Origin of the sequence: Tropicimonas sp. (assembly GCF_047971885.1) — a bacterium.
GTDB lineage: Bacteria > Pseudomonadota > Alphaproteobacteria > Rhodobacterales > Rhodobacteraceae > Tropicimonas.
In genome coordinates this window covers 1-25301 of record NZ_JBKEAE010000026.1, presented here as the reverse complement: position 1 = coordinate 25301, position 25301 = coordinate 1, and the positions used below count along the sequence as shown (strand labels likewise).

General features: G+C 67.6%; 24 protein-coding genes, 1 pseudogene and 2 riboswitches. Of the genes and pseudogenes, 16 read left to right on the top strand and 9 right to left on the bottom strand.

Annotated features, from left to right (window positions below):
* Together ACK5IR_RS03310 and ACK5IR_RS03305 are read right to left on the bottom strand one after the other, a co-directional pair.
* The coding region (locus ACK5IR_RS03310) for a glutamine synthetase family protein (RefSeq protein WP_416925888.1) at window positions 1-1333 on the bottom strand (1333 nt) is incomplete at its 3' end.
* A 116-nt stretch (window positions 1334-1449) separates the two neighbouring features.
* Window positions 1450-2115 carry a GntR family transcriptional regulator gene (locus tag ACK5IR_RS03305; protein WP_416925886.1) on the bottom strand — a complete coding sequence of 222 codons (666 nt, stop codon included), beginning with the start codon at window positions 2113-2115 and terminating at the stop codon, window positions 1450-1452.
* Between the two features lie 165 nt (window positions 2116-2280).
* On the opposite strand from ACK5IR_RS03305, the gene ACK5IR_RS03300 reads away from it, so the two are divergent.
* The 6 genes from ACK5IR_RS03300 (at window position 2281) to ACK5IR_RS03275 (ending at window position 8587) form a co-directional block, all read left to right on the top strand.
* A complete protein-coding gene (locus tag ACK5IR_RS03300) occupies window positions 2281-3363 on the top strand; it encodes a polyamine ABC transporter substrate-binding protein (RefSeq protein WP_416925884.1) in 1083 nt (360 codons plus the stop codon).
* 61 nt (window positions 3364-3424) lie between these two features.
* Window positions 3425-4576 carry an ABC transporter ATP-binding protein gene (locus ACK5IR_RS03295; protein WP_416925882.1) on the top strand — a complete coding sequence of 384 codons (1152 nt, stop codon included), beginning with the start codon at window positions 3425-3427 and terminating at the stop codon, window positions 4574-4576.
* 4 nt (window positions 4577-4580) lie between these two features.
* Window positions 4581-5477, top strand: coding sequence for an ABC transporter permease subunit (locus tag ACK5IR_RS03290; protein ID WP_416925880.1), 897 nt, complete (start codon window positions 4581-4583; stop codon window positions 5475-5477).
* Complete coding sequence (locus ACK5IR_RS03285; RefSeq protein ID WP_416925878.1) at window positions 5474-6292, top strand: ABC transporter permease subunit; 819 nt, start codon at window positions 5474-5476, stop codon at window positions 6290-6292. Before ACK5IR_RS03290 ends, ACK5IR_RS03285 begins: the two co-directional genes overlap by 4 nt.
* Before the next feature lie 12 nt (window positions 6293-6304).
* Window positions 6305-7651 (top strand): NAD(P)/FAD-dependent oxidoreductase, encoded by a 1347-nt coding sequence (locus ACK5IR_RS03280; RefSeq protein WP_416925876.1) that lies wholly within the window; start codon window positions 6305-6307, stop codon window positions 7649-7651.
* A 99-nt stretch (window positions 7652-7750) separates the two neighbouring features.
* Window positions 7751-8587 (top strand): inositol monophosphatase family protein, encoded by an 837-nt coding sequence (locus ACK5IR_RS03275; protein WP_416925874.1) that lies wholly within the window; start codon window positions 7751-7753, stop codon window positions 8585-8587.
* 35 nt (window positions 8588-8622) lie between these two features.
* On the opposite strand, the gene ACK5IR_RS03270 is transcribed toward ACK5IR_RS03275, so the two are convergent.
* The 5 genes from ACK5IR_RS03270 to ACK5IR_RS03250 are packed head-to-tail and all read right to left on the bottom strand — an operon-like array spanning window position 8623 to window position 12128.
* Complete coding sequence (locus tag ACK5IR_RS03270; RefSeq protein ID WP_416925872.1) at window positions 8623-9303, bottom strand: energy-coupling factor ABC transporter ATP-binding protein; 681 nt, start codon at window positions 9301-9303, stop codon at window positions 8623-8625.
* A complete protein-coding gene (cbiQ, locus tag ACK5IR_RS03265) occupies window positions 9290-10060 on the bottom strand; it encodes a cobalt ECF transporter T component CbiQ (RefSeq protein ID WP_416925870.1) in 771 nt (256 codons plus the stop codon). Before cbiQ ends, ACK5IR_RS03270 begins: the two co-directional genes overlap by 14 nt.
* Entirely contained in the window at window positions 10057-10719 is a 663-nt protein-coding gene (locus tag ACK5IR_RS03260) for a cobalt ABC transporter permease (RefSeq protein WP_416925868.1), read from the bottom strand. The genes cbiQ and ACK5IR_RS03260 overlap by 4 nt, the downstream gene beginning before the upstream one ends.
* Complete coding sequence (gene cbiM, locus ACK5IR_RS03255; protein WP_416925866.1) at window positions 10716-11333, bottom strand: cobalt transporter CbiM; 618 nt, start codon at window positions 11331-11333, stop codon at window positions 10716-10718. The genes ACK5IR_RS03260 and cbiM overlap by 4 nt, the downstream gene beginning before the upstream one ends.
* 3 nt (window positions 11334-11336) lie before the next feature.
* A complete protein-coding gene (locus ACK5IR_RS03250) occupies window positions 11337-12128 on the bottom strand; it encodes a DUF4198 domain-containing protein (protein ID WP_416925864.1) in 792 nt (263 codons plus the stop codon).
* A gap of 133 nt (window positions 12129-12261) precedes the next feature.
* A riboswitch (cobalamin riboswitch) is annotated at window positions 12262-12483 on the bottom strand.
* Between the two features lie 277 nt (window positions 12484-12760).
* Between ACK5IR_RS03250 and ACK5IR_RS03245 the strand changes: the two genes are divergently transcribed.
* The 6 genes from ACK5IR_RS03245 to cobM are packed head-to-tail and all read left to right on the top strand — an operon-like array spanning window position 12761 to window position 19177.
* Window positions 12761-14086 (top strand): sirohydrochlorin chelatase, encoded by a 1326-nt coding sequence (locus ACK5IR_RS03245; RefSeq protein ID WP_416925862.1) that lies wholly within the window; start codon window positions 12761-12763, stop codon window positions 14084-14086.
* Window positions 14083-14724, top strand: a complete 642-nt coding sequence (locus tag ACK5IR_RS03240) for a precorrin-8X methylmutase (RefSeq protein ID WP_416925860.1) — start codon at window positions 14083-14085, stop codon at window positions 14722-14724. The genes ACK5IR_RS03245 and ACK5IR_RS03240 overlap by 4 nt, the downstream gene beginning before the upstream one ends.
* The gene (gene cbiE / locus ACK5IR_RS03235; RefSeq protein ID WP_416925858.1) at window positions 14721-15914 is read left to right on the top strand and encodes a precorrin-6y C5,15-methyltransferase (decarboxylating) subunit CbiE; all 1194 of its coding nucleotides are present in this window, start codon (window positions 14721-14723) and stop codon (window positions 15912-15914) included. The genes ACK5IR_RS03240 and cbiE overlap by 4 nt, the downstream gene beginning before the upstream one ends.
* A complete protein-coding gene (gene cobI, locus ACK5IR_RS03230; RefSeq protein ID WP_416925856.1) occupies window positions 15911-16609 on the top strand; it encodes a precorrin-2 C(20)-methyltransferase in 699 nt (232 codons plus the stop codon). Before cbiE ends, cobI begins: the two co-directional genes overlap by 4 nt.
* Window positions 16602-18413: a precorrin-3B C(17)-methyltransferase gene (gene cobJ, locus ACK5IR_RS03225; protein ID WP_416925854.1), complete on the top strand. Its 1812-nt coding sequence runs from the start codon at window positions 16602-16604 to the stop codon at window positions 18411-18413. The genes cobI and cobJ overlap by 8 nt, the downstream gene beginning before the upstream one ends.
* Window positions 18410-19177, top strand: coding sequence for a precorrin-4 C(11)-methyltransferase (gene cobM / locus ACK5IR_RS03220; RefSeq protein WP_416925852.1), 768 nt, complete (start codon window positions 18410-18412; stop codon window positions 19175-19177). Before cobJ ends, cobM begins: the two co-directional genes overlap by 4 nt.
* Window positions 19178-19355: 178 nt before the next feature.
* Here the strand turns inward: cobM and ACK5IR_RS03215 are convergent, their stop codons facing one another.
* Together ACK5IR_RS03215 and cobA are read right to left on the bottom strand one after the other, a co-directional pair.
* Entirely contained in the window at window positions 19356-20645 is a 1290-nt protein-coding gene (locus ACK5IR_RS03215; protein ID WP_416925850.1) for a cobyrinate a,c-diamide synthase, read from the bottom strand.
* On the bottom strand, window positions 20642-21499 hold the full coding sequence (gene cobA / locus ACK5IR_RS03210; RefSeq protein ID WP_416925848.1) for a uroporphyrinogen-III C-methyltransferase: 858 nt from the start codon (window positions 21497-21499) through the stop codon (window positions 20642-20644). The genes ACK5IR_RS03215 and cobA overlap by 4 nt, the downstream gene beginning before the upstream one ends.
* Window positions 21500-21594: 95 nt before the next feature.
* Between cobA and ACK5IR_RS03205 the strand changes: the two genes are divergently transcribed.
* The 4 genes and pseudogenes from ACK5IR_RS03205 to ACK5IR_RS03190 form a co-directional block, all read left to right on the top strand.
* A complete protein-coding gene (locus ACK5IR_RS03205) occupies window positions 21595-22668 on the top strand; it encodes a cobalt-precorrin-5B (C(1))-methyltransferase (RefSeq protein WP_416925846.1) in 1074 nt (357 codons plus the stop codon).
* Window positions 22665-23438 carry a cobalt-precorrin-6A reductase gene (locus tag ACK5IR_RS03200; protein ID WP_416925844.1) on the top strand — a complete coding sequence of 258 codons (774 nt, stop codon included), beginning with the start codon at window positions 22665-22667 and terminating at the stop codon, window positions 23436-23438. The genes ACK5IR_RS03205 and ACK5IR_RS03200 overlap by 4 nt, the downstream gene beginning before the upstream one ends.
* An 8-nt stretch (window positions 23439-23446) precedes the next feature.
* Window positions 23447-23613: riboswitch (cobalamin riboswitch) on the top strand.
* Between the two features lie 123 nt (window positions 23614-23736).
* Complete coding sequence (gene cobW / locus ACK5IR_RS03195; RefSeq protein WP_416925842.1) at window positions 23737-24792, top strand: cobalamin biosynthesis protein CobW; 1056 nt, start codon at window positions 23737-23739, stop codon at window positions 24790-24792.
* A gap of 121 nt (window positions 24793-24913) precedes the next feature.
* Window positions 24914-25301 (top strand): annotated as a pseudogene (locus tag ACK5IR_RS03190) (cobaltochelatase subunit CobN); the annotation flags it as partial.

Sequence of the window (25301 nt, the reverse complement as noted above, 5' to 3'; positions counted from 1 at the left end):
CGCGTTTGTATTCGTCGTGCTCGGCATGCTTGATGCCGGAATAGAGCCGGCAGAACTCGCTCCCCAGCACCTCGCGCACCTCGGTTCCCTCGTCGAAAAGCTCCAGCGCATAGCCCAGATCCTCGGGCAGGCGGGTATCGCTTTCATAGACCTCGTGCATGGCGATCGGGCGCGGCGCGATGCGGTTGACCATCCCCAGATACCCCGAGGCAAGGCTTGCCGCGATGGCGAGATAGGGGTTTGAATCGATGCCGATGACGCGGTTTTCCACCCGGCGCGCCGCGGGTCTGGAATTGGGAATGCGCAGCCCGGTGGTGCGGTTGTCGCTGCCCCATTCGAGGTTGGTCGGCGCGCTCATCCCCTCGGCGTTGAAGCGGCGGAATGAATTGACGTAGGGCGCCAGCAGCGGGACGACCGACATCAGGTATTGCTGGCTGCCGCCGATGAAATGCAGGAACGCCTCGGTCTCGGCGCCGGCCCCGTCGGTAAAGATGTTCCTTCCGCTGGCGATGTCGGTCACGCTCTGGTGGATGTGCATCGCGCTGCCCGGCTCGTCGCGCATGGGTTTGGCCATGAAGGTTGCGAAGACGCCGTTCTTCAGCGCCGCCTCGCGGATCGTGCGCTTGAAATAGAACACGTGATCGGCCTGTTTCAGCGGATCGTCGTGCAGCAGGTTGATCTCGATCTGGCCAGCGCCGCCCTCCTGGATCACGGTGTCGATCTCCAGCCCCTGTGCTTCGGCGAAGTCATAGATCGTGTCGATGACCTCGCCGTATTCGTCCACCGCGACCATGGAATAGGCCTGCCGGCTGGCGCCCTTGCGGCCCGTCCTGCCGAGCGGCGGCTCGATGGGCTCGTTCGGGTCGGTGTTGGGCTTGGTCAGGTAGAATTCCAGTTCAGGTGCCACAACCGGTTTCCAGCCCCGCGCCGCATAGAGCCCGAGCACCCGCTTGAGCACGTTGCGCGGCGCAATGCCGAGCGCCTCGCCCTCGCGCGTTTCGAGGTCGCAGATCACCTGAAGCGTCGCATCCTCGGCCCAGGGCACCGCCGTGGCGGTCGACATGTCGGGACGCAGGACGATGTCCTTCTCCAGCCACTGGTCGGTGATGTCCTCCATGTCGACGTATTCGCCCGAGACGGTCTGATAGAACAGCGATATGGGCAGAAAGAACGTCTCGCCGGGGTTGAACTTGTGGCTTGGCATCGCCTTGCCGCGCGACATGCCCACGGTGTCGGGAATGATCGCCTCGACCTCTTCAAGGCGGCGATCGCCCAGATAATCCATGAAGGCCTGCGGCAGGTCGTCTATCCAGTTGGAGGCATTCCTGACCATGGGGCGTTCCTTCGTGCGGGTTGCGCGGGCGGTTTCACGGGTGGGCCGGGCGGGCGGCCCACAGCCTGCCGGAATTTATGATCAAATCTTTGGACAAGTCAACGGATGCGGATGGCTCAGCGCGCCGGTGCCGATTCCCGCATCGATTCCCGAATCTGCCCCATGCCCTGGGCTATATCCTGTTCGATGGCTGCACAAACTCTGTGCGGATCGCCTTCGGTCAGGGCATCGAGCGCGGCGCCGTGCAGATCGGGCAGGTTCGAGGTGCCATACCGCCCGCAGACGATTCGGAGCGAGGGGCCGACACGCATCCACAGGCCCTTGGCCATCGCCAGCAGGACCTCGGCGCCGGCCTGGCGATACAGGCGAAAGTGAAAAAGGTAATTCTGCCTGAGATACCCGTTGATATCCCCCGAAAGGATGGCGGCATCGAGCCGTTCGTCGATGTTCCGCATGTCGTAAATCGTTGCCTCGTCTGCATTTTTAGCGGCACGCAGGGCAAGCTCGGGTTCGATCGTCCGGCGGGCGAAATCGATCTGCGACAGGTGCGCCTCGTCGAGCAGGGGAACGCATATCCTGCGGTTGCCCAGCGTTTCGAGTGCGCCCTCGGCGGTCAGGCGGCGGATGGCCTCGCGCACCGGGGTCATGCCGGCGCCGATCTGCTCTTTCAGGCCCATGATCGTCACCGGTTGACCGGGTGCAACCTGCCCGAACAGGATCATGTCGCGCAGGCGCCGATAGATTGCTTCGTGCTCCGGCGTCTTTCTCTCTTGCGTGTTCACTGGTCCTGCCCTTTTCTTGACCCACAAGACCGGCGCACGACCGGTTGGCAAAGCGGGGACTCGATGTATCGGTACATTTTCATGAAGACGGCATCGGCGCTTGACGTTTGATCAAATTAAACCACAGACTATTATCTGGGACAACCTGAAGGGAGAAGCAAACTGATGAGAACCGTACTCACCACTCTTCTCGCGACCGTTTCGCTGGCGGCCGCAGCCGCCGCGGAAGAGGTGCGCGTCTACAACTGGTCGGATTACATCGACGAGGATCTGCTGGCGAAATTCGAACAGGAAACCGGGATCGACCTGATCTATGACGTGTTCGATTCCAACGAGGTGCTTGAGACCAAGATGCTGGCCGGGGGGTCGGGCTACGATGTGGTCGTTCCCACCGGTACCTTCCTGCAGCGCCAGATCGCGGCCGGCGCGTTTCAGGCGCTCGACAGGGACAAACTGCCGAACTACGACAACCTGTGGGGCATGATCCTCGACCGGACGGCACAGTACGACCCCGAGAATGCCCATTCGATCAATTACATGTGGGGCACGACCGGGCTTGGCGTGAATGTCGGTAAGGTGAAGGAAGTGCTGGGCGAGAACGCGCCCATCGACTCGCTCGATCTGGTCTTCAAGCCGGAGAACATGGAAAAGCTCGCCGCCTGCGGTGTCTTTTTCCTCGATGCCCCGGCCGAGATGTTCCCCGCCGCGCTGACCTATCTGGGCGAGGACCCCGACAGCCACGATCCCGACGTGATCGCCAGGACCGAGCCGGTCTTCATGGCCGTCCGGCCCTACATCCAGAAATTCAACAGTTCCGAATACATCAACGCGCTGGCCAACGGCGATATCTGCGTCGCGGTCGGCTGGTCGGGCGATATCCTTCAGGCGCGCGACCGTGCTGCCGAGGCCGACAACGGGGTTGAAATTGCCTATCACGCCCCGAAGGAAGGCGGGCAGATGTGGTTCGACCAGATGGCGATACCGGTCGATGCGCCCAACCCCGACGGGGCGCACAAGTTCCTGAATTTCATCCTGGATGCGCAGAACATGGCGGCGGCGTCGAACTATGTCTATTACGCCAATGGAAACAGCGCGAGCCAGGAGTTCCTGAACGAGGATGTCATCGGCGATCCGGCGATCTATCCCGACGATGCGACGCTGAACAACCTCTATACGACCACGCCCTATGAGCCGAAGGTCCAGCGCGCGGTCACCCGCCTGTGGACCAAGATCAAGTCCGGCACCTGACCCGGTACCGCCCCCGTGCGGTGCGCCGCGCGGGGGCTTTTCCCAGTCTCGAAGGAACGACATGGCCGAACCTGCGCCCACCACCGGACCGGCGGTCTTTGCGCCCTGGGCCGATCCCGATGCCAAGCCGCTGATCCGGTTCCGGAACGTGACCAAGCGGTTCGGCGATTTCACCGCGATCGACAATCTGACCGTCGACATCTACCGGCGCGAGTTCTTTGCGCTGCTCGGCCCCTCGGGCTGTGGCAAGACCACGCTTATGCGGATGCTCGCCGGGTTCGAGACGCCCTCGGAAGGCGAGATTCTGCTCGACGGCAAGAACATCGTCCCGGTGCCGCCCAACAGGCGCGCGGTGAACATGATGTTCCAGTCCTACGCGCTGTTTCCGCATCTTACGGTACGCGATAATATCGCCTTCGGGCTGAAACGCGAAAAGCTGCCGAAAGAACAGGTCGACGCCCGGGTCGAGGAGATGTTGCGGCTGGTGCAGCTGAAGAAATTCGCCGGCCGCAAGCCACACCAGATCTCCGGTGGTCAGAGGCAGCGGGTGGCGCTGGCGCGCTCGCTGGCCAAGGCGCCGAAGCTGCTGCTGCTCGACGAACCGCTCGGCGCGCTCGACAAGAAGCTGCGCACCGAGACCCAGTTCGAACTGATGGAGATTCAGGAAACCACCGGCACGACCTTTGTCATCGTCACCCACGATCAGGAAGAGGCGATGACGGTGGCAAGCAGGATCGCGGTCATGGACCACGGGCGGATGGTGCAGGTCGATACTCCGGGCCGCGTCTACGAGGCGCCGAATTCGGTCTACGTGGCCGATTTCATCGGCGACGTGAACCTGATCGAGGGCAACGCGGTTTCCCACCCGGAGCCTGACCGGGTTTCCATCCACTGGACGGAGGGGCAGCCGCCCATCGTCGGCACGCAGCTTCAGCCGGTCGGCGACGGAACGCGCTGCACCTTTGCCATCCGGCCGGAAAAGGTGAACATCTCGAAGGAACGTCCCGATGTTTCCAGTAACGTGATGCGGGGCAGGGTGCTCGATATTGCCTATCTGGGCAACCTGTCGACCTATCACGTGCAGTTACCCTCGGGGCATGTGATGCAGGCGCAGACCGCGAACAACCGGCGGATTTCGCGCCGCGACATGACATGGGAGGACGAGGTCTGGATCTGGTTTACCGAAACCGCCGGCGTCGTGCTGACGGAGTAGGCCGATGAACCCGCGCAGGCTTCTGCTGATCCTCGTTCCCTATCTCTGGCTTCTGGCGCTGTTTCTGGTGCCGTTCCTGATCGTCTTCAAGATTTCGCTCTCGGACGTGGCGCTGTCGATCCCGCCCTATGTTCCGACGCTCGATCTCGGCGCCGGCTGGGCGGGGATAAGGGACTTTTTCGCCGAACTCGATTTCGAGAATTACGTCTTCCTGACCGAGGATCCGCTGTATTGGAAGGCCTATCTGTCGAGCCTGCAGATCGCCTTCGTCTCGACCCTTCTGACGCTGCTGGTGGGCTATCCCATCGCCTACGGCATGGCCAACGCCCCCGACGAATGGCGCCCGACGCTGATGATGCTGGTAATCCTTCCCTTCTGGACCAGCTTCCTGATCCGCGTCTACGCCTGGATGGGCATTCTGTCGACCGAGGGGTTCCTGAACCAGTTCCTGCTCTGGGCCGGCGTCATTTCCCAGCCGCTGACGATCCTCAACACCAACACCGCCGTCTATATCGGCATCGTCTACACCTATCTGCCGTTCATGATCCTGCCCATCTATGCGACGCTCGAAAAGCTGGACGTGTCGCTTCTGGAGGCCGCCGAGGATCTGGGCTGCACCCGCACCTCGGCCTTCTGGCTGATCACCTTTCCACTGTCGCGCCCCGGCGTGATCGCGGGGTGTTTCCTCGTCTTCATTCCCGCGCTGGGCGAGTTCGTCATCCCGTCCCTGCTGGGTGGGTCGAAAACGCTGATGATCGGCAAGGTCCTGTGGGAGGAGTTCTTCTCCAACCGCGACTGGCCGGTGGCGGCGGCGGTTGCGGTTGTGCTGCTGCTGATCCTGATCGTGCCGATCATCCTGTTTCAGCAGCAACAGCAGCGCCAGCAGGAGGCCGAACGATGAGGCGCGCGACCTGGTTCAACGCGGTCTCACTGACGCTGGGCTTTGCGTTTCTTTACATTCCGATGCTGATTCTCATCATCTTCTCGTTCAACGAGTCCAAGCTGGTGACGGTCTGGGCGGGGTTTTCGACCCGGTGGTACGGCTCGCTGATCCACAACCAGGCGTTTCTCGATGCCGCCTGGGTGACGCTGCGCGTCGCGGTGTTCTCATCGACCCTTGCGACCGTGCTGGGAACGATGGCGGCCTATGTGCTGGTCAGGGTAGGGCGGTTTCGCGGGCGGACGCTGTTTTCCGGCATGATCTATGCGCCGCTTGTCATGCCCGAGGTCATCACCGGTCTGTCGCTGCTGTTGCTGTTCATCGCCATCGGGCTCGACCGCGGCATCCTGACCATCGTGCTGGCTCATACCACCTTTTCGATGTGCTACGTTTCGGTTGTGGTATCGTCGCGGCTGGTCACCTTCGACCGTTCGATCGAGGAGGCGGCGCTCGACCTCGGCTGCACCCCGTTCGAGGCGTTCCGGCTGGTTACCCTGCCGATCATCATGCCGGCGGTGGTGTCGGGCTGGCTGCTGGCATTCACGCTGTCGCTCGACGATCTGGTGATCGCGTCGTTCACCGCCGGTCCTTCGGCCACCACGCTGCCGATCAAGATATTCTCCTCGGTGCGTCTGGGCGTCAGCCCCGAGATCAATGCGCTTTCGACGATCATGATCGGCATCGTGGCGGTGGGGGTCATCGTCACCTCGCTGATGTCGAAGCGGGCGATCGCCCGGCAGGCGCGCGAGGAAAAGGCTGCGATGCAATCGGTCTGATGGGGTGGCGCGGTGGCGCTGGAGCGACTCTACGAGAAACACGCCTATGGCCCGGCACCCATCGAGCGCAGCTACTGGCGTTCGACGGTGCCGGATCGTGCCGGGGACTGGCCCGTGCTCGAAGGGCGGCAGAGCTGCGATTTCGCTATCGTCGGGGGCGGATACACCGGGCTGACGGCGGCGCTCGATCTGGCCGAGGCAGGAGCCGACGTTGTGCTGGTCGAGGCCGAGTGGCCCGGCTGGGGTGCGTCGGGGCGCAACGGCGGCTTCTGCTGCCTCGGTGGCTCGCCGCTTTCGGCCGAACAGCTTTCGCGGCGTTTCGGAAGCGACGAGGCGAGACAGTTCTGCGAGGTCGAACGCCTCGCCGTCGATCTGGTCGCCGCCACTCTCGGGCGTCTGGGAATCGACGCCGATACCCATTCGCGGGGTGAGACGCTGCTCGCGCCCTCGGCGCTGGCCCTGACCGATCTGGAGCGCGCTGCACGCCTGGCGCGTCTGGTGCACGGGGTGGAGTGCGAATTCATCGGTCGCGACACGATGGCCAGCACCGGGATGACCAGCCCCGCCTTTCACGCCGCGCTGACGATTCCGGTCGGTTTTGCCCTCAACCCGCTGAAATACGCGCTTGGGCTGGCCGGGGCGGCGGGCCGGGCGGGGGCGCGGATATTTGGCGGCTCTCCGGCGCTGACAACCGTGCGCAGGGACGGGAACTGGCATCTGGGCACCCCGCGCGGCGAGGTTGTCGCCCGCAGGCTGCTGGTCGCGACCAACGGTTATTCGTCCGAGAACCTGCCGCCCTGGCTGGCCGGGCGCTACCTGCCGGTGCAGTCCAACATCCTCGTCACCCGCGAGATGAGCGTGGCGGAACTCGAGGCGCAGGGCTGGACATCGCATCAGATGTGCTACGACACGCTCAACCTGCTGCATTATTTCCGCCTGATGCCCAACCGCAGGATGCTGTTCGGCCTGCGCGGGGCGGTCAGGGCCACGCCGCGCGCCGATGCGCGGGTCCGCCGCCGCGCGCGCGCCGATTTCGACCGCATGTTCCCCGCCTGGCGCGATGTCGAAACGCCGTTCTTCTGGTCGGGATTTGTCGCCATGGCGCGCGACATGACGCCCTACGTCGGCCCGATGGACGGGGTGGAGGACGCTTTCGCCGCGCTCTGCTATCACGGCAACGGGGTGGCGATGGGCAGCTACGCGGGCGGGCTGATGGCCGATCTTGCGCTGGGGCGTGCGCCGCGCCGTCCTTATCCCGCGCCGCTGCGCGCGCCGCTGCGGCGCTTTCCGGCCGCCCGCTTCCGCCGTGCCATCCTGCCTGCCGCCTATGGGTGGTACGCCCTGCGCGACCGCATATAGGCGGCTTCGCCGGCGCCGGTCCGAACCGCGATGGACCCCGGCCCGCACCCGGGCTAGACCGGGTGCGACCAAGTGCAAAGCGACCCGGAAGGATGCGACATGATCCCGACCCTGCAACAGGAATCAGACCTGATCGAGGCGGTGCGCAGCGCCGCGCGAACCGAAATCCTGCCGAGGTTCCGCAATCTGGGCGCGGATGCGGTGGCGGAAAAAACCAATGCAGACGATCTGGTCACCATCGGCGACCGCGCCTCCGAGGCGTCGATCGCCGCAGCGGTCCGCAGGATACTGCCCGGCGCCGAAGTGGTCGGGGAAGAGGCGGTTTCCGAAAATCCCGAAATCCTCGGGCGGATAGCCGGGGCGGACACCTGTGTCATCATCGACCCGATCGACGGCACCTGGAACTTTGCCAAGGGGCTGGCGCTGTTCGGGGTTCTGCTGGCCGTCACCCATCGCGGCGAGACGGTGTTCGGGCTGCTCTACGATCCGGTACTCGACGATTGGGTGCTGAGCCGGCGCGGCGGCGGAACATGGTTCTGCGACCCCGCCGGGCGGCGCGACCGGCTCGATGTGCGCGATGGCGGCGAGCCGACGGGATTTGCCGGCTTCGCCTCGCCCTGGCTTCTGCCGGAACATCAGCGGGCGCGTTTTGCCACCGGCGTTCTGGATTATGGGCGGGTGCGCGATCTGGGCTGCGCCTGTCACGATTACCGGATGCTCTGCTTTGGCGTCGGGCGGTTCGGATTCGCCATGAAGCTGATGCCGTGGGATCACGCGGCCGGCGTGCTGGCCTATTCCGAGGCCGGCGGACATGTCGGCATGCTGGACGGCCGCTCCTATGCGCCGACGCTGCATCAGGGAATCATGATTTCCGCCCGCGACGCGGATACGCTTGCCGATCTGCGGGCGAAATTCGCCTGGCTGCGCGGCGAGTGATCCGGTTCAGGTGGCGCCGCGCCAGCGGCGGCGCCTCAGCCCTGCACCGCGTGGCGGCAGTTCGGCGGCGTGTCTTCCAAGCACCCGTCGCGCAGCCTGAGGGTGCGGGTTCCCAGACGGCGGCGAAAATGCGGGTCGTGGCTGACGATCACCATCGCCAGCGGCAGTTCCAGCAGGATTTCGGTCAGACGCGCCTCGTTCTCCTCGTCCAGCGCATTGGTCGGCTCATCCAGCAGCAGGACCCGGGGTTCCATCGCCAGCACGGTGGCAAGCGTCACCAGACGTTTCTCGCCGCCCGAAAGCCTGTGGGTGATCCGGTCGCGCAGATGCGCGATCCGCATCCGGTCGAGCACGCGGTCGACCGTTTCGAGCGCCTCGGCGCGGCTCGCGCCGAGGTTCAGCGGGCCGAACGCGATATCCTCGGCCACGGTGGGGCAGAAAAGCTGGTCGTCCGGATCCTGAAAGACCAGCCCGGCCAGGCGGCGCACCTCGTCGAAATCGCGCTCGCTCTGCCGTTCGTGCCCGAATGCCGCAATGCGCCCCGACGACGGTTTCAGCAGCCCGACCACGATACGCAGCAGGGTGGATTTTCCCGCGCCGTTGTGCCCGGTGATGCACAGCCGTTCGCCCGCCTCCAGTATCAGTCCGGCGCCGCGCAGGACGGGCGGATGCTGCGGATAGCCGAAGTGAATGTCTGTCAGTTCAATGAGCGCCATAAAGAACCTCGGCAGTCAGCAGGCCGGCCAGCAACAGGGTGAAGCCCGCCGCGAAGGCGGCATCGGCGCCGGTCAGGCGCAGATCGTCGATCAGCGGCAGACGCCCGGTGAAGCCGCGGCATTTCATCGCCGCAAGGATCCGTTCCGAGCGTTCCATCGACCGGACCAGCATCATGCCCAGCAGATAGCCGAAGCTGCGATAACTGTGCCGGTCGGTTCGCGGCCGGAACGCGCGGGCCTTCATCGCCTGCCGCAGCCGCAGATACTCGCCGCGCAGCACGTCGATGTAGCGGATGGTGAACATCATCAGATGAACCAGCGCCTCGGGCACACGCAGCCGGAACAGGGCGTGGCCCAGCGTCACCGGCTCCATCGTGCCGACCAGCGCCATCAGCGCCAGGATCACCGCATTTGCCGTCAGCGCGATGCGGATCGCCTGGTCGAGCCCCTGCCGGCTGGCCGTAAAGCCCCAGAGCGTGAAGAGCGGATCGCCCGGCACCGAGAAGGGCAGGATCAGCAGCATGAAGACGATGAACCCGTCCATTGCCGCCATCCGGCGCAGGGTCTGCCGCACCGGAAGCCGCGATACCAGCAGCAGCCCCATCGCCACCGCCAGAGCTGCCAGCAGAACCGGCAGGCTGCGACAGGCCACCACCGTGACGGCAAAGACCGTTGCCGCGACGATGCGCAGGCGCGGGTCGATCTGTGTCAGATGCCCGATTCGGGGGACGCGATTTTCCGCCAGAACCGATGTCATGCGCCGGTCTTCAGCCGCCGGCGGGCCGCAACGTAATACCCGACGCCCGCAAGCCCGACGATATAGCCGATCCCGCCGAGGATGGACTGCAGATCGTTCTTTTCCCTGTAGGCGGCAATCTCCTGGCGCAGGGGGCGCATCTCGTCGCGTACGATCCGGGCGATCATCAGGTATTCGTCATCGCCGAGTCCGACCGTGGCAGGCAGGGCGATGGCCCCCGCGGTGACCGCCGGCAGGGCGGTGGCCGCCGGCGTTCCGCCCCGGACAGCCCCGGCAGCGAGCGATGCGCCCGATGCCGGAGCGGCGGCGGTTCCGGCCCGGACAGCGCCGCCCCGGGCCAGAATATCGGCCACGTCCCCGGCAGGCATCTTCACCTCGGCGACATGTCCGGCGCCGAGATCGGCGCGGAAGACATGCGTCCCCTCGACCGTCGGGGTATAGACGAAGAACCCGTCGCCGTCGGTCTTGACCTCGCCCAGTTTTTCGCCGGCCTCGTTGAAGACATCGACAAGCTGGTTGGCGGCCACCGACCCGTCGGAAAAGCCGATTTCCCCCTCGATCTGCGTTCCGCTGGGAAACACCGATGCGATGACCTTGTGCGCAAGCGCCGGCATCGGGGCGAGCGCGACGACGAAACACAGGAAAGCCGCCCGGATCATGACGTTGCCGCCGCGATCTGGCCGAACAGCTCCGGCTTGACCTGCTTTGCCAGATAGACCGCCGCCGCCGTCAGCAACCCCTCGATCAACATCACCGGAATATGGGCAAAAAAGACCAGCCTGGCCGCCGGAAGGAATTCGTCGCCGCTCAGCGCCAGGGCGATGGCGACGAAGATCGTCGTGAAGGCGATGGCGAGCGCCCCGCCGATCCCCGCCAGTATCGCCGCACCGCGCGGCTCCAGCCGCTGGACCCGGCTTCCGAACATCAGCCAGACGATCACCGCGGGTGCCGCGATATTGAACGTGTTGATGCCCAGAACGGTCAGCCCGCCGAAGCCGAAGAACACCGCCTGCAACAGCAGGCCGACGAACAGCGCCGGAAAGGCCGCCCAGCCAAGCACCAGGCCGGCCAGACCGTTCATGATGAGATGCACCGATGACGGGCCGATGGGAACATGGACCAGCGAGGCGACGAAGAAGGTCGCCGAAAGCACGCCGGCGGCGGGGATTTTCTCCATTTCGAGCCCGCGCAGACCCCTGGCAATGCCTGCCACCGCAAGCACCGCGCCGCCGATCACCACCGGGTTCGAAAGGGCTCCGTCAACGATGTGCATGTCTCACTCCATGTCCCAGGCGCGAATCCAGATCACCGCGTCCTGACTGAGTTCCTTGCCCTCGAACGCGGTTTCCGGGCCGGTGCCGAGCGCGGCAAAACCCCAGTATCCGGCGCGCGGGATGCCGAAAGTGAAATAACCCCGGTCATCGGCTATCGCGACCACCGCCCCGCCGCGCATCGGCTGTACGCCGGGCGCCTGCGGCGCGTTTGCCGCCATGTCGGGTTCCGCCGCCATGAATTCCACCTCGATCTCGGCGCCCGGCACCGGCTGGCCGTTCGCCAGCACCTGCCCGGTGAAGGTCGATCCGGCGATCACGTTGGTCGGTTTCATCAGCGGCACGATCTCGGTGGCCAGACCCTGCGGTTCGGTCCAGTCGGTCGGCACCTCGTTGCGGTTGAGATAGGATTTGGCGATCTGCTGGATATAGATATCCTCGCTCGGTTCCAGATAGGGCTCGGGCACCACCACCAGCACGTAATCGCCCGAACGTTTCACCGGCACCGAACCGTCGAAGGCGGCGGCCGCGTTCGAGGCGCCGTTGAAGGTGACGGGCGACAGGCTCTGCATCAGGTCGATCTTCTCGCCCCGGTGAATGGCGTAGAATTCGCGCGGCTGGCCCATGTCCATGACGTGGCCGTTCTCGAACGGATGCCAGAAGATCAGCTTGACCGGAACGTCGCCGGCCTCGGCGATCAGCGGATCGGGCGTGTAGACAAGCTGGAAATGGGCCGAGGCGGCCCCTGCGATGCTCATGCCGGCGGTCAGGGCCAGCGTCAGGACAGATCGAATCATGTGTCGTCTCTCTCAAAAGGCCGCACAGGCGGCGGATCTGAAAGGACGGACGGGGAAGATGGCTCGAAACGGGGTGTGCCTTCCGCTTCGCGCCAGACGCTCACCCCGGCGTCCGGTGGAATGCCGCCCCGGTTGCCCGGCACGGATCCTCGGCAGGTCTCCTGACTTGCGGGTCGTCGCTCTGCCGGCCTTCCCGGGTTCCCTTGCGGGCCCAGTGGCGTTGTCGGCTTCGCTCTCCGCCTACAGTTGCGGGGGCAGTCACGGAATTGGTCCCTGATGGGTACGCCGCACCGTGTTCCCTTTTGAATCCCCGCGCGCTTGGTCCGCGCGGGAAACCGAAGATGGGCCTTTTTCGCGCCCGGATGGCCGGCTTGTCAATCGTTCATGCGGCGCTTCATGCCGCAGCGCCCGTCCGGGCGGGCGCTTGCGGGCGGACGGCTGCGCCGCTATGCAGGCTGCGACGATGCCCACGGGCTGAGCGGAAGAAACGCGGCGCCGACCCAGACAGGGGGCGCGGCGGGTCGTCGTCGGGGCGTTTTCCGCAGGAGAACGCGGCGGTTCCGTTTGCCCGAGCAACCAACAGGGGAGCCAGGTATGACCGCACGACATCATCTTTGGGCCGGGGTGGCGCGATGAGCAGGATCGGTGTCATGCTTTGCGGACACGGCTCGCGGTCTCAGGCGGCGGTCGACGAATTTGCGGTGCTGGCGAAAAAGCTGCCGGCCCTGCTGCCCGAGGACTGGCTGGTCGATTACGGCTATCTCGAATTCGCCAACCCGGTGATCCGCGCCGGCCTCGACAACCTGCGTAACGCCGGCTGCGAGCGTATCCTCGCCGTGCCGGGGATGCTGTTTGCGGCCATGCACGCCAAGAACGATATCCCCTCGGTGCTGAACGCCTACGGCGCGGAACACGCCATCCGGGTCGATTACGGGCGCGATCTCGGGGTCGATCCCCGGATGATCCGCGCCGCCGCCGACCGGATCGGACAGGCCATCGCCCGTGCTGATGCCGAACAGGGCGACGTGCCGCTGCACGAGACCTGCCTGGTGGTGATCGGACGTGGGGCCTCGGACCCCGACGCCAACGCCAATGTCTCCAAGATCGCCCGCATGCTGTGGGAGGGAATGGGTTTCGGCTGGTGCGAGGTCGGCTATTCCGGCGTCACCTTCCCGCTGGTCGAACCGGCGCTGGAGCATGCCGCCAGGCTGGGGTTCAGGCGCTATGTCGTCTTTCCCTATTTTCTCTTCACCGGGGTGCTGATCGACCGCATCTACGGCTTCACCGACATGGTGGCGGCAGCCAACCCGCAGGCCCAGTGGGTCAAGGCCGATTACCTGAACGATCACCCGCTGGTGCTCGAGACCTTCGCCGAACGGGTGACCGAGATTCTCGACGGCAAGGCCGACATGAACTGCGGCCTGTGCAAGTACCGCACGCAGGTGCTGGGTTTCGAGGCCGAGGTCGGAAGCCCGCAAGAGAGCCATCACCACCATGTCGAGGGGCAGGGCGCAAGCGCACCGGGATCGAACGTGGCCGACTGCGATCTTTGCGATACCTTCTGCACCGGTGCCTGCCGGCTCGATGCCGGGCATCACCATCACCATCATCATCACCATGGTCACGACCACCACCATCACCACGGCCATTCCCACGCCCACAATCATGACCATGACCATGACCATGGCCGGGGCGAGGACGATGGAGATGGTTACCACCCGCCCTTTCCGCGCCGCGACCGGCCGGCAGCGCCCGAGCCGGCACCGCCCGCGCCCGGCAATAGCCACGGCGACGATGACGGATATCATCCGCCGTTCCGCCCGGCGGAGCCACCCGCCGGGCCGGCGCCGGGGCGGAAGCCGCACACCCACGATCACGACCATCACCATCCGCCCTATCCCCACGCAGATCACCCGCTGGGGCCGGAAAGCGTGCGCAAGCATCTGAAACCGAAATGAGGCTCGCATACGAGCGCGACCCGGCGGCGATCTATCGGCAGAGCTTTGCCGCCATCGCTGCCGAAGCGCCGCTGGACCGGATGGTGCCGGAAATGCGCGATATGGCGGTGCGCCTGATCCATTCCTGCGGCATGGTCGATGTGCTGGGCGATCTGCGTCACTCGCCCGGTGCGGCCGAAACCGGCCGCCGGGCGCTGATGGCCGGCGCGCCGATTTTCTGCGATTCCGAGATGGTCGGGCGGGGCATCATCGCCCGGGCGCTTCCGGCCGGCACGCAGCCTGTCGTCACCCTGAATGCGCCTCAGGTGCCCGCCCTGGCGCGGCGTTTCGGCACCACGCGATCGGCAGCGGCGGTGGAACTGTGGAAGGATCGTCTGGAGGGGGCGGTGGTGGCCATCGGCAACGCGCCCACGGCGCTCTTTCATCTACTCGAAGGCATCCTGAGCGGCTGGCCGAAGCCGGCGCTGATCCTCGGCTTTCCGGTCGGGTTCGTCGGTGCGGCCGAAAGCAAGCAGGCGCTGGCGGAACTCGACCATGGCGTGGCCTATGTCACGCTGCTCGGGCGGCGCGGCGGTTCGGCCATGGCGGCGGCGGCGGTCAATGCCCTGACACTCCGGCTTGAGGGAGACGGCACATGACACCATGGCTCGACGTGATCGGCATCGGCGAGGATGGCTGGGACGGGCTGACCCCGGCGGCGCGGGTACGGCTCGGGGCGGCCGAGGTCCTGATCGCCGGGCCGCGTCACCACGGGCTTGTCCCGCAACTGGCGGCCGAGCGGATACTCTGGCCGAGCCCTTTCCGCGAACTCGCCGAGGAGATCGCCGCGATGCGCGGCCGCAGGGTGGCGGTTCTGGTGACGGGCGATCCGCTCTGGTATTCGGCCGGCGCGCTGTTGCAGCGCCGCTTCAGCCCGGACGAGATCACCTATTTTCCCCAGCTTTCTGCCTTCCAGCTTGCCGCTGTCCGGATGAAATGGAGCCTTGCCGATGTCGAGACCCTCACCGTTCACGGCCGCCCCGCCGAGCAGGTCATCCCGTTCTTCGCCCCCGGGGCGCGGCTGCTGCTGCTGGCACAGGACGGGCAAACGCCCGCGACCATCGGCCGGCTGCTGAGCGAAGCGGGCTTCGGCGACAGCCGGATGACGGTGCTGGCCGCGATGGGTGGCCCCGACGAGACCCGCATCGAGGGCAGGGCGGTGGATTGGTCCGGCCCGGCACCCGATTTTCATCTTCTGGCGGTGGAATGTGCCGCCGGCCCCGATGCGCATCCGCTGCCGCCCACCGGGCTGCCCGACGACGCCTTCGTACACGACGGACGCATCACCAAGCGCGAGGTGCGGGCGTTAACCCTTTCGGCGCTGGCGCCCCGGCGTGGCCAGTTGCTGTGGGATATCGGCACCGGCTGCGGTTCGGTTGCCGTCGAATGGATGCGTTCGGGCCGCGACATGCGGGCAGTCGGCATCGACGCTTCCGGCGACCGGCTTGCCATGGCGGCGACCAACGCGATGCGCCTCGGCGCGCCTCGGCTCGACCTGCGCAAGGGGATTGCGCCCGGGGTGCTTGACGGGCTTCCGTCGCCCGATGCGGTCTTCATCGGCGGCGGCCTGTCCGACGATCTGGTGCGCCGCGCGATGGAGGTGTTGCCGCGCTTTGGCCGGCTGGTCGCCAATGCGGTAACGCTGGAGCGCGAGGCGGTGCTGGCGGCGCTGCAATCCGAATTCGGCGGCAGCCTGACCCGGATCGCGATTTCGCGCGCCGAAGCGGTTGGGTCCTATCGCGGCTGGAAACCCCTTATGCCGATCACCCAATGGAGCATCACCAGATGAGCGGCACGCTTTACGGCATCGGCGTCGGCCCGGGCGACCCGGAACTCCTGACGCTCAAGGCGCACCGGCTGATCGGTACGGCGCCGGTTATCGCCTATCCCGCCCCCGACAGCGGCGACAGCTTCGCGCGCGGGATCGTTGCCGCCTATATCCCCCCGGGCGTGCGCGAGATTCCCATTGTCATCCCGATGCGCGCCGCCCGTTTTCCGGCCCAGCAGGTCTATGATGACGCTGCCGGCGATATCGCCGCCGCGCTTTCGGCAGGGCAGGACGTGGTTGTGCTGTGCGAGGGCGACCCGTTCTTCTATGGCTCGTTCATGTATCTTTTCGCACGGCTGGCCGGGCGGTTCCCGGCCGAGATCGTCCCCGGGGTCAGTTCGCTGGGCGCCGTGACCGCCGCCGCCCGCCGCCCGCTGATCGCCCGCGACGAGGTGCTGACCGTATTGCCCGCGACGCTGCCCGAGGCCGATCTCGAACGCCAGCTTGCGCAGGCCAACGCGGCGGCGGTAATGAAACTCGGGCGGCATTTCGACAAGGCACGCGCCGTTCTGGAACGGCTGGGCCTGACGGGACGGGCGATTTTTGTCGCGCACGCCTCGCTGCCCAACCAGACGGTCTGCCCGCTGGCCGATGCCCCCCGGACGGCCCCCTATTTCTCGATGATCGTCGTGCCCGGAAAGGATGCCCATGTCTGAACCCTGTCCGGTCATCGTCTGTCTGCTGCCATCGGCAGCGGCGCTGGGGCGGCGGATAGCCGATGCGACGGACGCGCGGCTCGACCTGCGCGGCAGCGATTTCGATGCCGTGGGCGAACACCTGCGCGCGCTCTTTCTGGCCGGGCATCCGATCGTCGGTATCGCCTCGAGCGGCATCCTGATCCGTACGCTTGCTCCGCTTCTGGGCGACAAGCGCCGCGAACCGCCGGTGCTGGCGGTGGCCGAGGACGGCTCGGCGGTTGTGCCGCTTCTGGGCGGGCACCGTGGCGCGAATGCGCTGGCACGGCGGATCGCCGGGCTGCTGGGGGGCGATGCGGCCGTCACCACGGCGGGCGACGTGGCGCTTGGCGTCGCGCTGGACGATCCGCCCGAAGGCTGGCGGCTGGAGAACCCCGAGGATGCCAGGGCGGTCATGGCCGCGCTGCTGTCGGGCCGGCGCGGCCGGATCTCCGGCGCGGCCGACTGGCTGGCGCCGCTGATCGGGGCGGGTGCCGCCGAACCCGTTCCGGCCGACGCCGGGGCGCCGGTGGTGCTGAGCGTGCCGGGGCTGGCGCCGCTGATCTACCGCCGCCGCCGGTTGGCGCTTGGCGTCGGATGTGTCCGTGGCTGCCCGCCGGACGGGCTGATCGCGCTGGCTGCCCGGACCCTGGCCGAAGCCGGCATCGCGGCGGGCGAGATCGCGGCGGTGCATTCCATCGACCTCAAGGGCGACGAGGCGGCGATCCACGCCCTTGCACGCCATCTCGGCGTTCCGGCACGGTTTCATGCCGCCGAACGGCTGGAGGCCGAGGCGCGGCGGCTTGCGAATCCCTCGGATGTGGTCTTCGCCGAGGTCGGCTGCCACGGGGTTGCCGAGGGGGCAGCGCTCGCCGCGGCGGGGCCGGCGGGAGAACTGGTGGTCGAAAAGAGCCGATCGTCCGATGCGACCTGCGCCGTGGCGCGGATCGGCCCGGGCGGTGATGCCGGCCTGCAGCGCGGACATCTTGCGATCATCGGCATCGGGCCGGGCCGGGCCGACTGGCGCACGCCGGAGGCCACGCGGCTGATCGCCCAGGCCGACGAACTGGTCGGTTACGGATTTTATATTGACCTTCTGGGCGCGCAGGCGCGCGGGCGGGTGCGGCGCGATTTCGCGCTTGGCGAGGAGGAGGCGCGCTGCCGCCACGCGCTGGAGGCGGCGGGCGAGGGCCGGCGTGTCGCACTGATCTGCTCGGGCGACGGCGGCATTTATGCCATGGGCGCGCTGGTCATGGAACTGCTCGACCGCGCGCCCGGGCGGGGAGGGGTCTCGCCGGCCGCGAAACGGGTCGAGGTTGTGCATGTCCCCGGCATTTCGGCGCTTCAGGCGGCTTCGGCCCGGGCAGGTGCGGTGCTCGGGCACGATTTCTGCGCCATTTCGCTCTCCGATCTGCTGACCCCGCGCGACGCCATTCTCAAGCGGATCCGCGCAGCGGCGGAAGGGGATTTTGTCATTGCCTTCTACAATCCGGTATCAAGGCGCCGCCGGACGCTGCTGGCCGAGGCACGCGATATCCTGCTGGAACATCGCCCTGCCGATACGCCGGTTCTGCTCGCCGTCAGCCTCGGACGGCCCGAGGAGCGGCTGACGCTGCGCCGGCTGGCCGACCTCGACGTCGACGAGGTGGACATGATGACCATCGTTCTGGTCGGCTCGTCGGCCTCGCGCAGCTTCGCCAGCGGCGACATTTCGGCCGGCGCCGGGGGAAGCTGGCTCTACACCCCGCGCGGTTATGCCAGACGGATCGACGGAGAGGGCTCATGACCGTTCATTTCATCGGTGCCGGGCCGGGCGACCCGGAACTGCTCACGCTCAGGGCGCAGCGGCTGATCGCCGAATGCCCCGTCTGCCTCTATGCCGGCTCGCTGGTGCCGGAGGCGGTGGTGGCCGGCGCGCCCCGGGGGGCGCGGGTGATCGATACCGCGCCCCTTGCGCTGGAAGAGATCATCGCCGAGATGGCGGCCGCCCATGCGCGCGGACAGGATGTGGCGCGGGTGCACTCCGGCGATCCGTCGCTCTACGGTGCCATCGCCGAACAGATCCGCCGCCTGCGCGTGCTGGACATTCCCTATGACATCACTCCCGGCGTGCCCGCCTATTGCGCCGCCGCCGCCGGCCTGGGGCAGGAACTGACCGTGCCCGAGGTGGCACAGACGGTGATCCTGACCCGCACGGCGATGAAGTCGTCCCCGATGCCCGCAGGGGAGGATCTGGCGACGCTCGGCGCCTCGCGCGCCACGCTGGCGATCCACCTTTCGGTGCGCAACCTGCTCGAGATCGAGCGTGCGCTTTCGCCCATCTACGGCGCCGATTGTCCGGTGGTCGTGGCCTATCGCGTCGGCTGGCCGGACGAGATCTATATCCGTGGCACTCTGGCCGACATTCGCGACAAGGTGCGCGCAGCGAAGCTGACGCGCACCGCGCTGGTTTTCGTCGGGCGGGTCTTTGCCGAGAATGCCTTTCCCGATTCGGCGCTCTACGACGCGGCCCAGCCGCATATCCTGCGCCCGCGCCGCAAATCCGGCTGAGTTGGCGGCCGGGAAAGGCCAGCCGCGCCGCCGCAGGCGGCGCCCGGCCCAACCGGGCAAGACGCGCCGGCGTCGCGCCCGGGCGGGAGCGCTCCCGCCCGTCAGCGCCGCATCGTCGATGCGGCCCGTCCCGTTGGGTCGGGCCGCGCGCGATGCGCGCGGCGGTTGCGCGGCCGGTTCAGCGTGGCGCGATCAGATGGGCGAATGAGCCGCATGTGCGCCCGATCCGCAGGCCCATGTCGGGCAGCGCAGCGCCGGTGGCATCGCTGGCGCGGAAAAGCCGCGCGGCCGCACCCTCGGCAACGATCGTGGCATAGTGAAACTCGTGGGCGGCCAGCGGACCCAGCCATGGCGCGCCGGGCAGCGGATCGAGCCGCCGGTAGCCGAGGGACAGGCTGCGCTTTTGGAACGAGGTTTCCAGCGGCAGCAGCCCGAGCATCCGGTGGCGGCATCCATCGGCATCGGTCAGACCTTCGCCAAGCATCATGTAGCCACCGCATTCGCCCTGGATCGCGATGCCCCGGCTGGCCGCCGCCCTCATGCCGGTTCGGAACGCCTCTGCCGTGGCCAGCCGTCCCGCGTGCAGTTCGGGATACCCGCCGGGCAGGCAGATCGCGTCGGCATCGGCAGGCGGCGGTTCATCCGCCAGCGGCGAGAAGGTGCGGATTTCCGCGCCCTGCGCGCGCCAGTCCCCCAGCAGGTGCGGATAGGCAAAGGCGAAGGCCGCATCGCGGGCAAGCGCGATGCGCTGGCCGGGTGGCGGCAGCCGCCGCAATGTTGCCGCCGACCCGCGCAGCGGGCGCGCGGTTTCGACCAGACGGTCGATGTCGAGCCCCGCCTGCACCCGGTCGGCGGAGGTTTCGAGAAAGGAGTCGAGTTCCGGCGTCTCGATGGACTGAACCAGCCCGAGGTGCCGCTCGGCCAGATGCAGGGAAGCGTCGCGCCCGATTTGGCCCAGTACCGCGATACCGGCCTGCTCAAGCGCCTCGCCCGCCATGCGGGCATGGGCGTTCGATCCCGCGCGGTTGAGGATGACCCCGGCGAGCGGCAGGTCGGGGCGAAGCGCCCGCAGCCCGGCCGCCGGCAGCACTGCCGACCGGCCCGCCCTGGCGATATCGAGCACCAGTACCACCGGCAAACCCAGTGCACATGCCAGATCGGCCACCGAGCCATGCCCGTCGCGCGCACCATCCAGTACGCCCATGGCGCCCTCGACGACCAGCAGGGCGCCACCCTGAGCATCGGCGCGCAGGCGCAATTCGTCGGGCGTCATCGCCCAGGGATCGAGGTTCACCGAGGGGCTGCCGCATGCGGCCTGGTGAAAGGCGGGGTCGATATAATCCGGCCCGCTTTTTGCCGCGCGCACATCCACCCCGCTGCGCCGGAGCGCCCGCAACAGGCCAAGCGTCAGCGTTGTCTTACCGGCACCGGAAGCGGGTGCGGCAATGACAAACCCGCGCGCGCTCATCCCGTCGTCCGGGCGCCACCGCCCAGCGGGTCGGGGTTGCGCGGGGGATTGCCCTGAAGCTGCGACATCCAGTCGATGGCCTGCCGCATCAGCACCACCCGGCCGAGGCAGACGATCGCCGGGGCTTCCATCGATTGCGCCTCGGCATCGTGCGAAGCCGTGCCAAGCGTGGTTTCCAGCACCCGCATGCCCGGCAGGGTCGCGTTCGAGACGATGGCAAGCGGCTCATCCGGTCGCCGGCCGGCGGCCAGCAACGCATCGGCGATCTTCGGCAGGTGCTTCATCGCCATGTACATGACCAGAACCTGACTGCCGCGCGCCAGCGCCGGCCAGTCGAGCGCGGCAGGCGTCAGGCCGGTCTGGTCGTGACCGGTCAGAAAGGTGACCGCCTGATTGACATCCCGGTGGGTGACGGGGATGCCGGCATAGGCCAGCCCGCCGATTCCCGCCGAAATCCCCGGCGTGACGCGGATCGGCACCCCGGCCTGTACCAGCGTCTGCGCCTCTTCTCCGCCCCGGCCGAAGACGAAGGGATCGCCGCCCTTCAGGCGCAGCACCCGCTGCCCGTCGCGCGAAAGCTCGATCAGCCGGTGCGAAATGTCGCGCTGCCTGGCCGAGGGCTTGCCGCCGCGCTTGCCGGCATATTCCAGCTGCGTATCGGCGCGGCGCCATTCGAGAATGCGCCCGTCGACCAGCGCGTCGTGCACGATCACATCGGCCGCGCGCAGGGCATGCAGGCCCTGAAGGGTCAGCAGGCCGGGCTCGCCCGGCCCGGCCCCGACCAGCCAGACGAGTCCGGGCGGAAATTCGGGCCAGTCGTGAGCGGGCAGGGATATCGGATCGTCGTCGGTCATGGCGGCACCTTATCGCCGCGTTGCGGGGATGGCGAGACGGGCAATATCGCAAATGCCGTTGCGTCCCGCCTGCCGCTTGCGGCTATATTTCCGGCATGACTCGAAAACCCGACGGCCCCCTGAGAACCGGATACACTACCGGCGCCTGCGCGACCGCCGCAACCGCAGCCGCCTGTGCCGCCCTGCTGACCGGGCGTTGGGAGGATCCGATCAAAATCACCCTGCCGCGCGGGCAGGTTGTCACCTTTCCGCTCGTGGAATGCGCGGCCGGCGCAGGCTGGGCGCGCGCGGCTGTGGTCAAGGACGCGGGCGACGATCCCGATGTGACCCACGGGGCGCGCATCGTCTCGACGGTGCGGGCCGGGGCGCCGGGGCGGGGCGTGCGGTTTTTCGGCGGCGAGGGTGTGGGCAGGGTGACACGCCCCGGCCTGCCGGTGCCGCCGGGTGAACCGGCGATCAATCCGGTGCCGCGCCGCATGATGACAGGCGCGGTGACGGCGATTGCCGGCACGGTTGGTGTGGCGCCCGATTTCGATATCGAAATAGCCATTCCGGGCGGTGCGGATATGGCGCGGCAGACGTGGAATCCGCGGCTCGGCATCGTTGGCGGGCTGTCGGTGCTGGGAACCACCGGCATCGTGCGGCCGTTTTCCTGTGCCGCCTGGATCGCCTCGATCCATCGCGGGGTCGATGTTGCCCGCGCCGCCGGCCTGAGCCATGTCGCCGGCGCGACGGGGGCGACATCGGAGCGCGCGGTGCAGCGGCTTTACCGCCTGCCCGACCACGCCATGCTCGACATGGGGGATTTTGCCGGCGGGCTGCTGAAATACCTCGCCCGCCATCCGGTGCGCAGGCTGACCGTCGGCGGAGGTATCGGCAAGATGGTCAAGCTGGCGCAGGGGGCGCTCGACCTGCATTACGCGCGCTCGCAGGTCGATTTCGGGCGACTGGGCGAACTGGCGGCAGAGATTGGGGCGGACGGTCCGGCGGTGGCGGCGTGCAATACCGCAAGCCAGGCGCTGGAACTGGCCGGGCCGCCGCTGGCCCGGGCGGTGGCTGCGGCGGCGCGCGGGCGGGCACTGGTGACGCTCGGCGCCGCCGGTGTCGTCGTCGATGTGGCTATCGTCGACCGCAGCGGCGAAATAGTCGCCGTGGCGGGGCCCGAATGAGCGCCGCGCGCAAACGCCTGCTGCTGCTTGGCGGCACGTCCGAGGCGCGCGCGCTGGCCCGGGCGCTGGCCGGCGAAAACGTCGATGTGACGGTCTCGCTCGCCGGGGCGACGCGCCGGCCGGCACCCGTGCCGGGCCGGTTGCGCACCGGCGGATTCGGTGGGGCGGGGGGGCTGGCCGCGTACATGCGCGATGAAGGTATCGCCGCGCTGGTCGATGCGACGCATCCCTTCGCGCGGACCATTGCCGCGAACGCCGTGGCGGCGGCAGGCGATGCCGGTTGCCAGATGGTTCGCCTGTCGCGCCCGGCGTGGCGGCCCGGGCCGGGCGACCGGTGGCTGGACTTTCCCGATCTGGCCACGGCGCTGAATGCGCTGCCGCCGGGATCACGGACCTTTCTTGCCACCGGCTCGGGCACGCGCGCCGCACTGGCGATGCGCCCTGATCTGGATTGCGTGCTGCGCTCCATCGAACCACTGGAGGGGCTTTCGCCACGTGTCACCCATATCGTCGCCCGGCCGCCCTTTGACGAAAGCGAGGAGCGGTCGCTGTTCCGGCGCGAGGCCGTCACACATCTGGTCGCCCGCAATTCCGGTGGCACGGCGGGGCTGGCCAAACTGCGCGCGGCGCGGTCTCTCGGCCTGCCGGTACTGATGATCGCCCGGCCGGCGCCGCCGCCGGGTGTCGCCACCGTTGCCTCGGTCGAGGCGGCGCTCGGCTGGCTGCGCGAAAGACTGTCGCTTGACACCTCTTCCGGCGCGGCGCCATAACCGGCCCACGAGGTTCCCGGGAGGGCCCGGGCCAAGAGGGAATGCGACGGGATTGCCCCGAACCGCAGCCGCCCCCGCGACTGTATGCGGCGAGCGTGCACCCCGAGCCACTGGCGCTGCCGCGCCGGGAAGGCAGGTGCATGCAACGACCCGCGAGTCAGGAGACCTGCCTCGTGCCGCCGGCGCCGCCGGTGCGGGGTGTGGTCCGGGCGGGGTGCCCCGGGGCGCAGCGGCCCGACGGGCTTCCCCGCGCGATCATCCGCACCCGGGCGTTTGCGCTGAGAAGGAGCCGCAGCCTATGGCACAGAAGATCCCCGCAACGGTCGTGACCGGCTTTCTCGGCGCGGGCAAGACAACCGTGATCCGCAACCTGATCGAGAACGCCGGCGGCAGGCGGATCGGGCTCATCATCAACGAATTCGGCGATCTGGGGGTCGATGGCGAACTGCTCAGGGGTTGCGGTATCGAAGGCTGCGCCGATGAGGATGTGGTGGAACTGTCGAACGGCTGCATCTGCTGCACCGTCGCCGAGGATTTCCTGCCGGCGATGAAGAAGCTGATCGACCGCGACGCGGCGCCCGACCATATCGTGATCGAAACCTCCGGCCTCGCCCTGCCGCAGCCACTGGTGCGCGCCTTCAACTGGCCCGATATCCGCACGCGGGTTACGGTCGATGGGGTTATAACCGTGGTTGACGGTCCGGCGCTGGCCGAAGGCCGCTTTGCCGCCAACGAGGCGGTGGTGGACGCGCAGCGCGCCGCCGACGAGACCATCGAACACGAGACCCCGTTGTCCGAACTGTTCGAGGATCAGCTTGCCTGTGCCGACATGGTGCTGGTCAGCAAGGCCGATCTGATGGGCGCCGAAGCGGCGGCGGCGCTGGCCGAACGGCTGCGCGGCGAGGTGCGGGCGGGCGTTTCGGTTCTGCAATCGTCGATGGGCGGGGTCGATGCCGCCGTGCTGCTGGGGCTTGGAATCGGCGCTGAGGGCGATATGGAGCCGCGCCGCGAGGTGCACCACCACCATGATGACGGGGACGATCACGACGATGATCACCACCACGGCCATGACGAATTCGAGAGCTTCGTCGTGACGCGGGGCGAAATCGGCGACCCCGCCGCCTTTTCCGCGCAGGTGGCCGAGGTGATCCGGACCCACGATATCCTGCGTCTCAAGGGTTTCGGCGCGGTGGCGGGCAAGCCGATGCGGCTGGCGGTGCAGGCCGTGGGGCCGCGTATCGAAAGCTATTTCGACCGGCCTTTCACGCCGGAGGAGCCGCGCCGGACGCGGCTGGTGGTGATCGGAGAGGCGGGGCTCGACCGGCCGGCGATCGAAAAGGCACTGACGGCGTGAGCGCTCTGGCCCCCCGCAGCGCCGTTTCGTGCGTGCTCGATCCCGCCGCTGTTGCATGTTGCGGCCCCTGCGGTGGCAACCTGCCGGCAAACCGGATCCCGGGCATGGGCAAGGCGCCCTGATGCATCTTCTCGCCGCAACGCCCGGTCAGGTCTCGGACGGCAGCGAACCGGTCGATCCGGGCCAGTCGCCGGCCGATGTGATCTTCCTGTCGGCTGCCGATACCGAACTGGCCGCGCTTTCCGAGGCGCGGCAGGAGATGGGGGCGGCAGCGCCGACGCTCCGGCTCGCCAATCTCGGCTGGCTGTCCCATCCGTTTTCGGCCGACAAGTATATCGGCGACACCGCGGAACGCTCGGGGCTGGTTGTCGCGCGGGTTCTGGGCGGGGCGGGATACTGGGCCTATGCGGTCGAACAACTCGCCGCGCGGCTGCATGCGGCCGGCGTGCCGCTGGCGCTGCTGCCGGGAGATGACAAGCCCGACGCGGAACTGCTGCGCCTCTCGACCG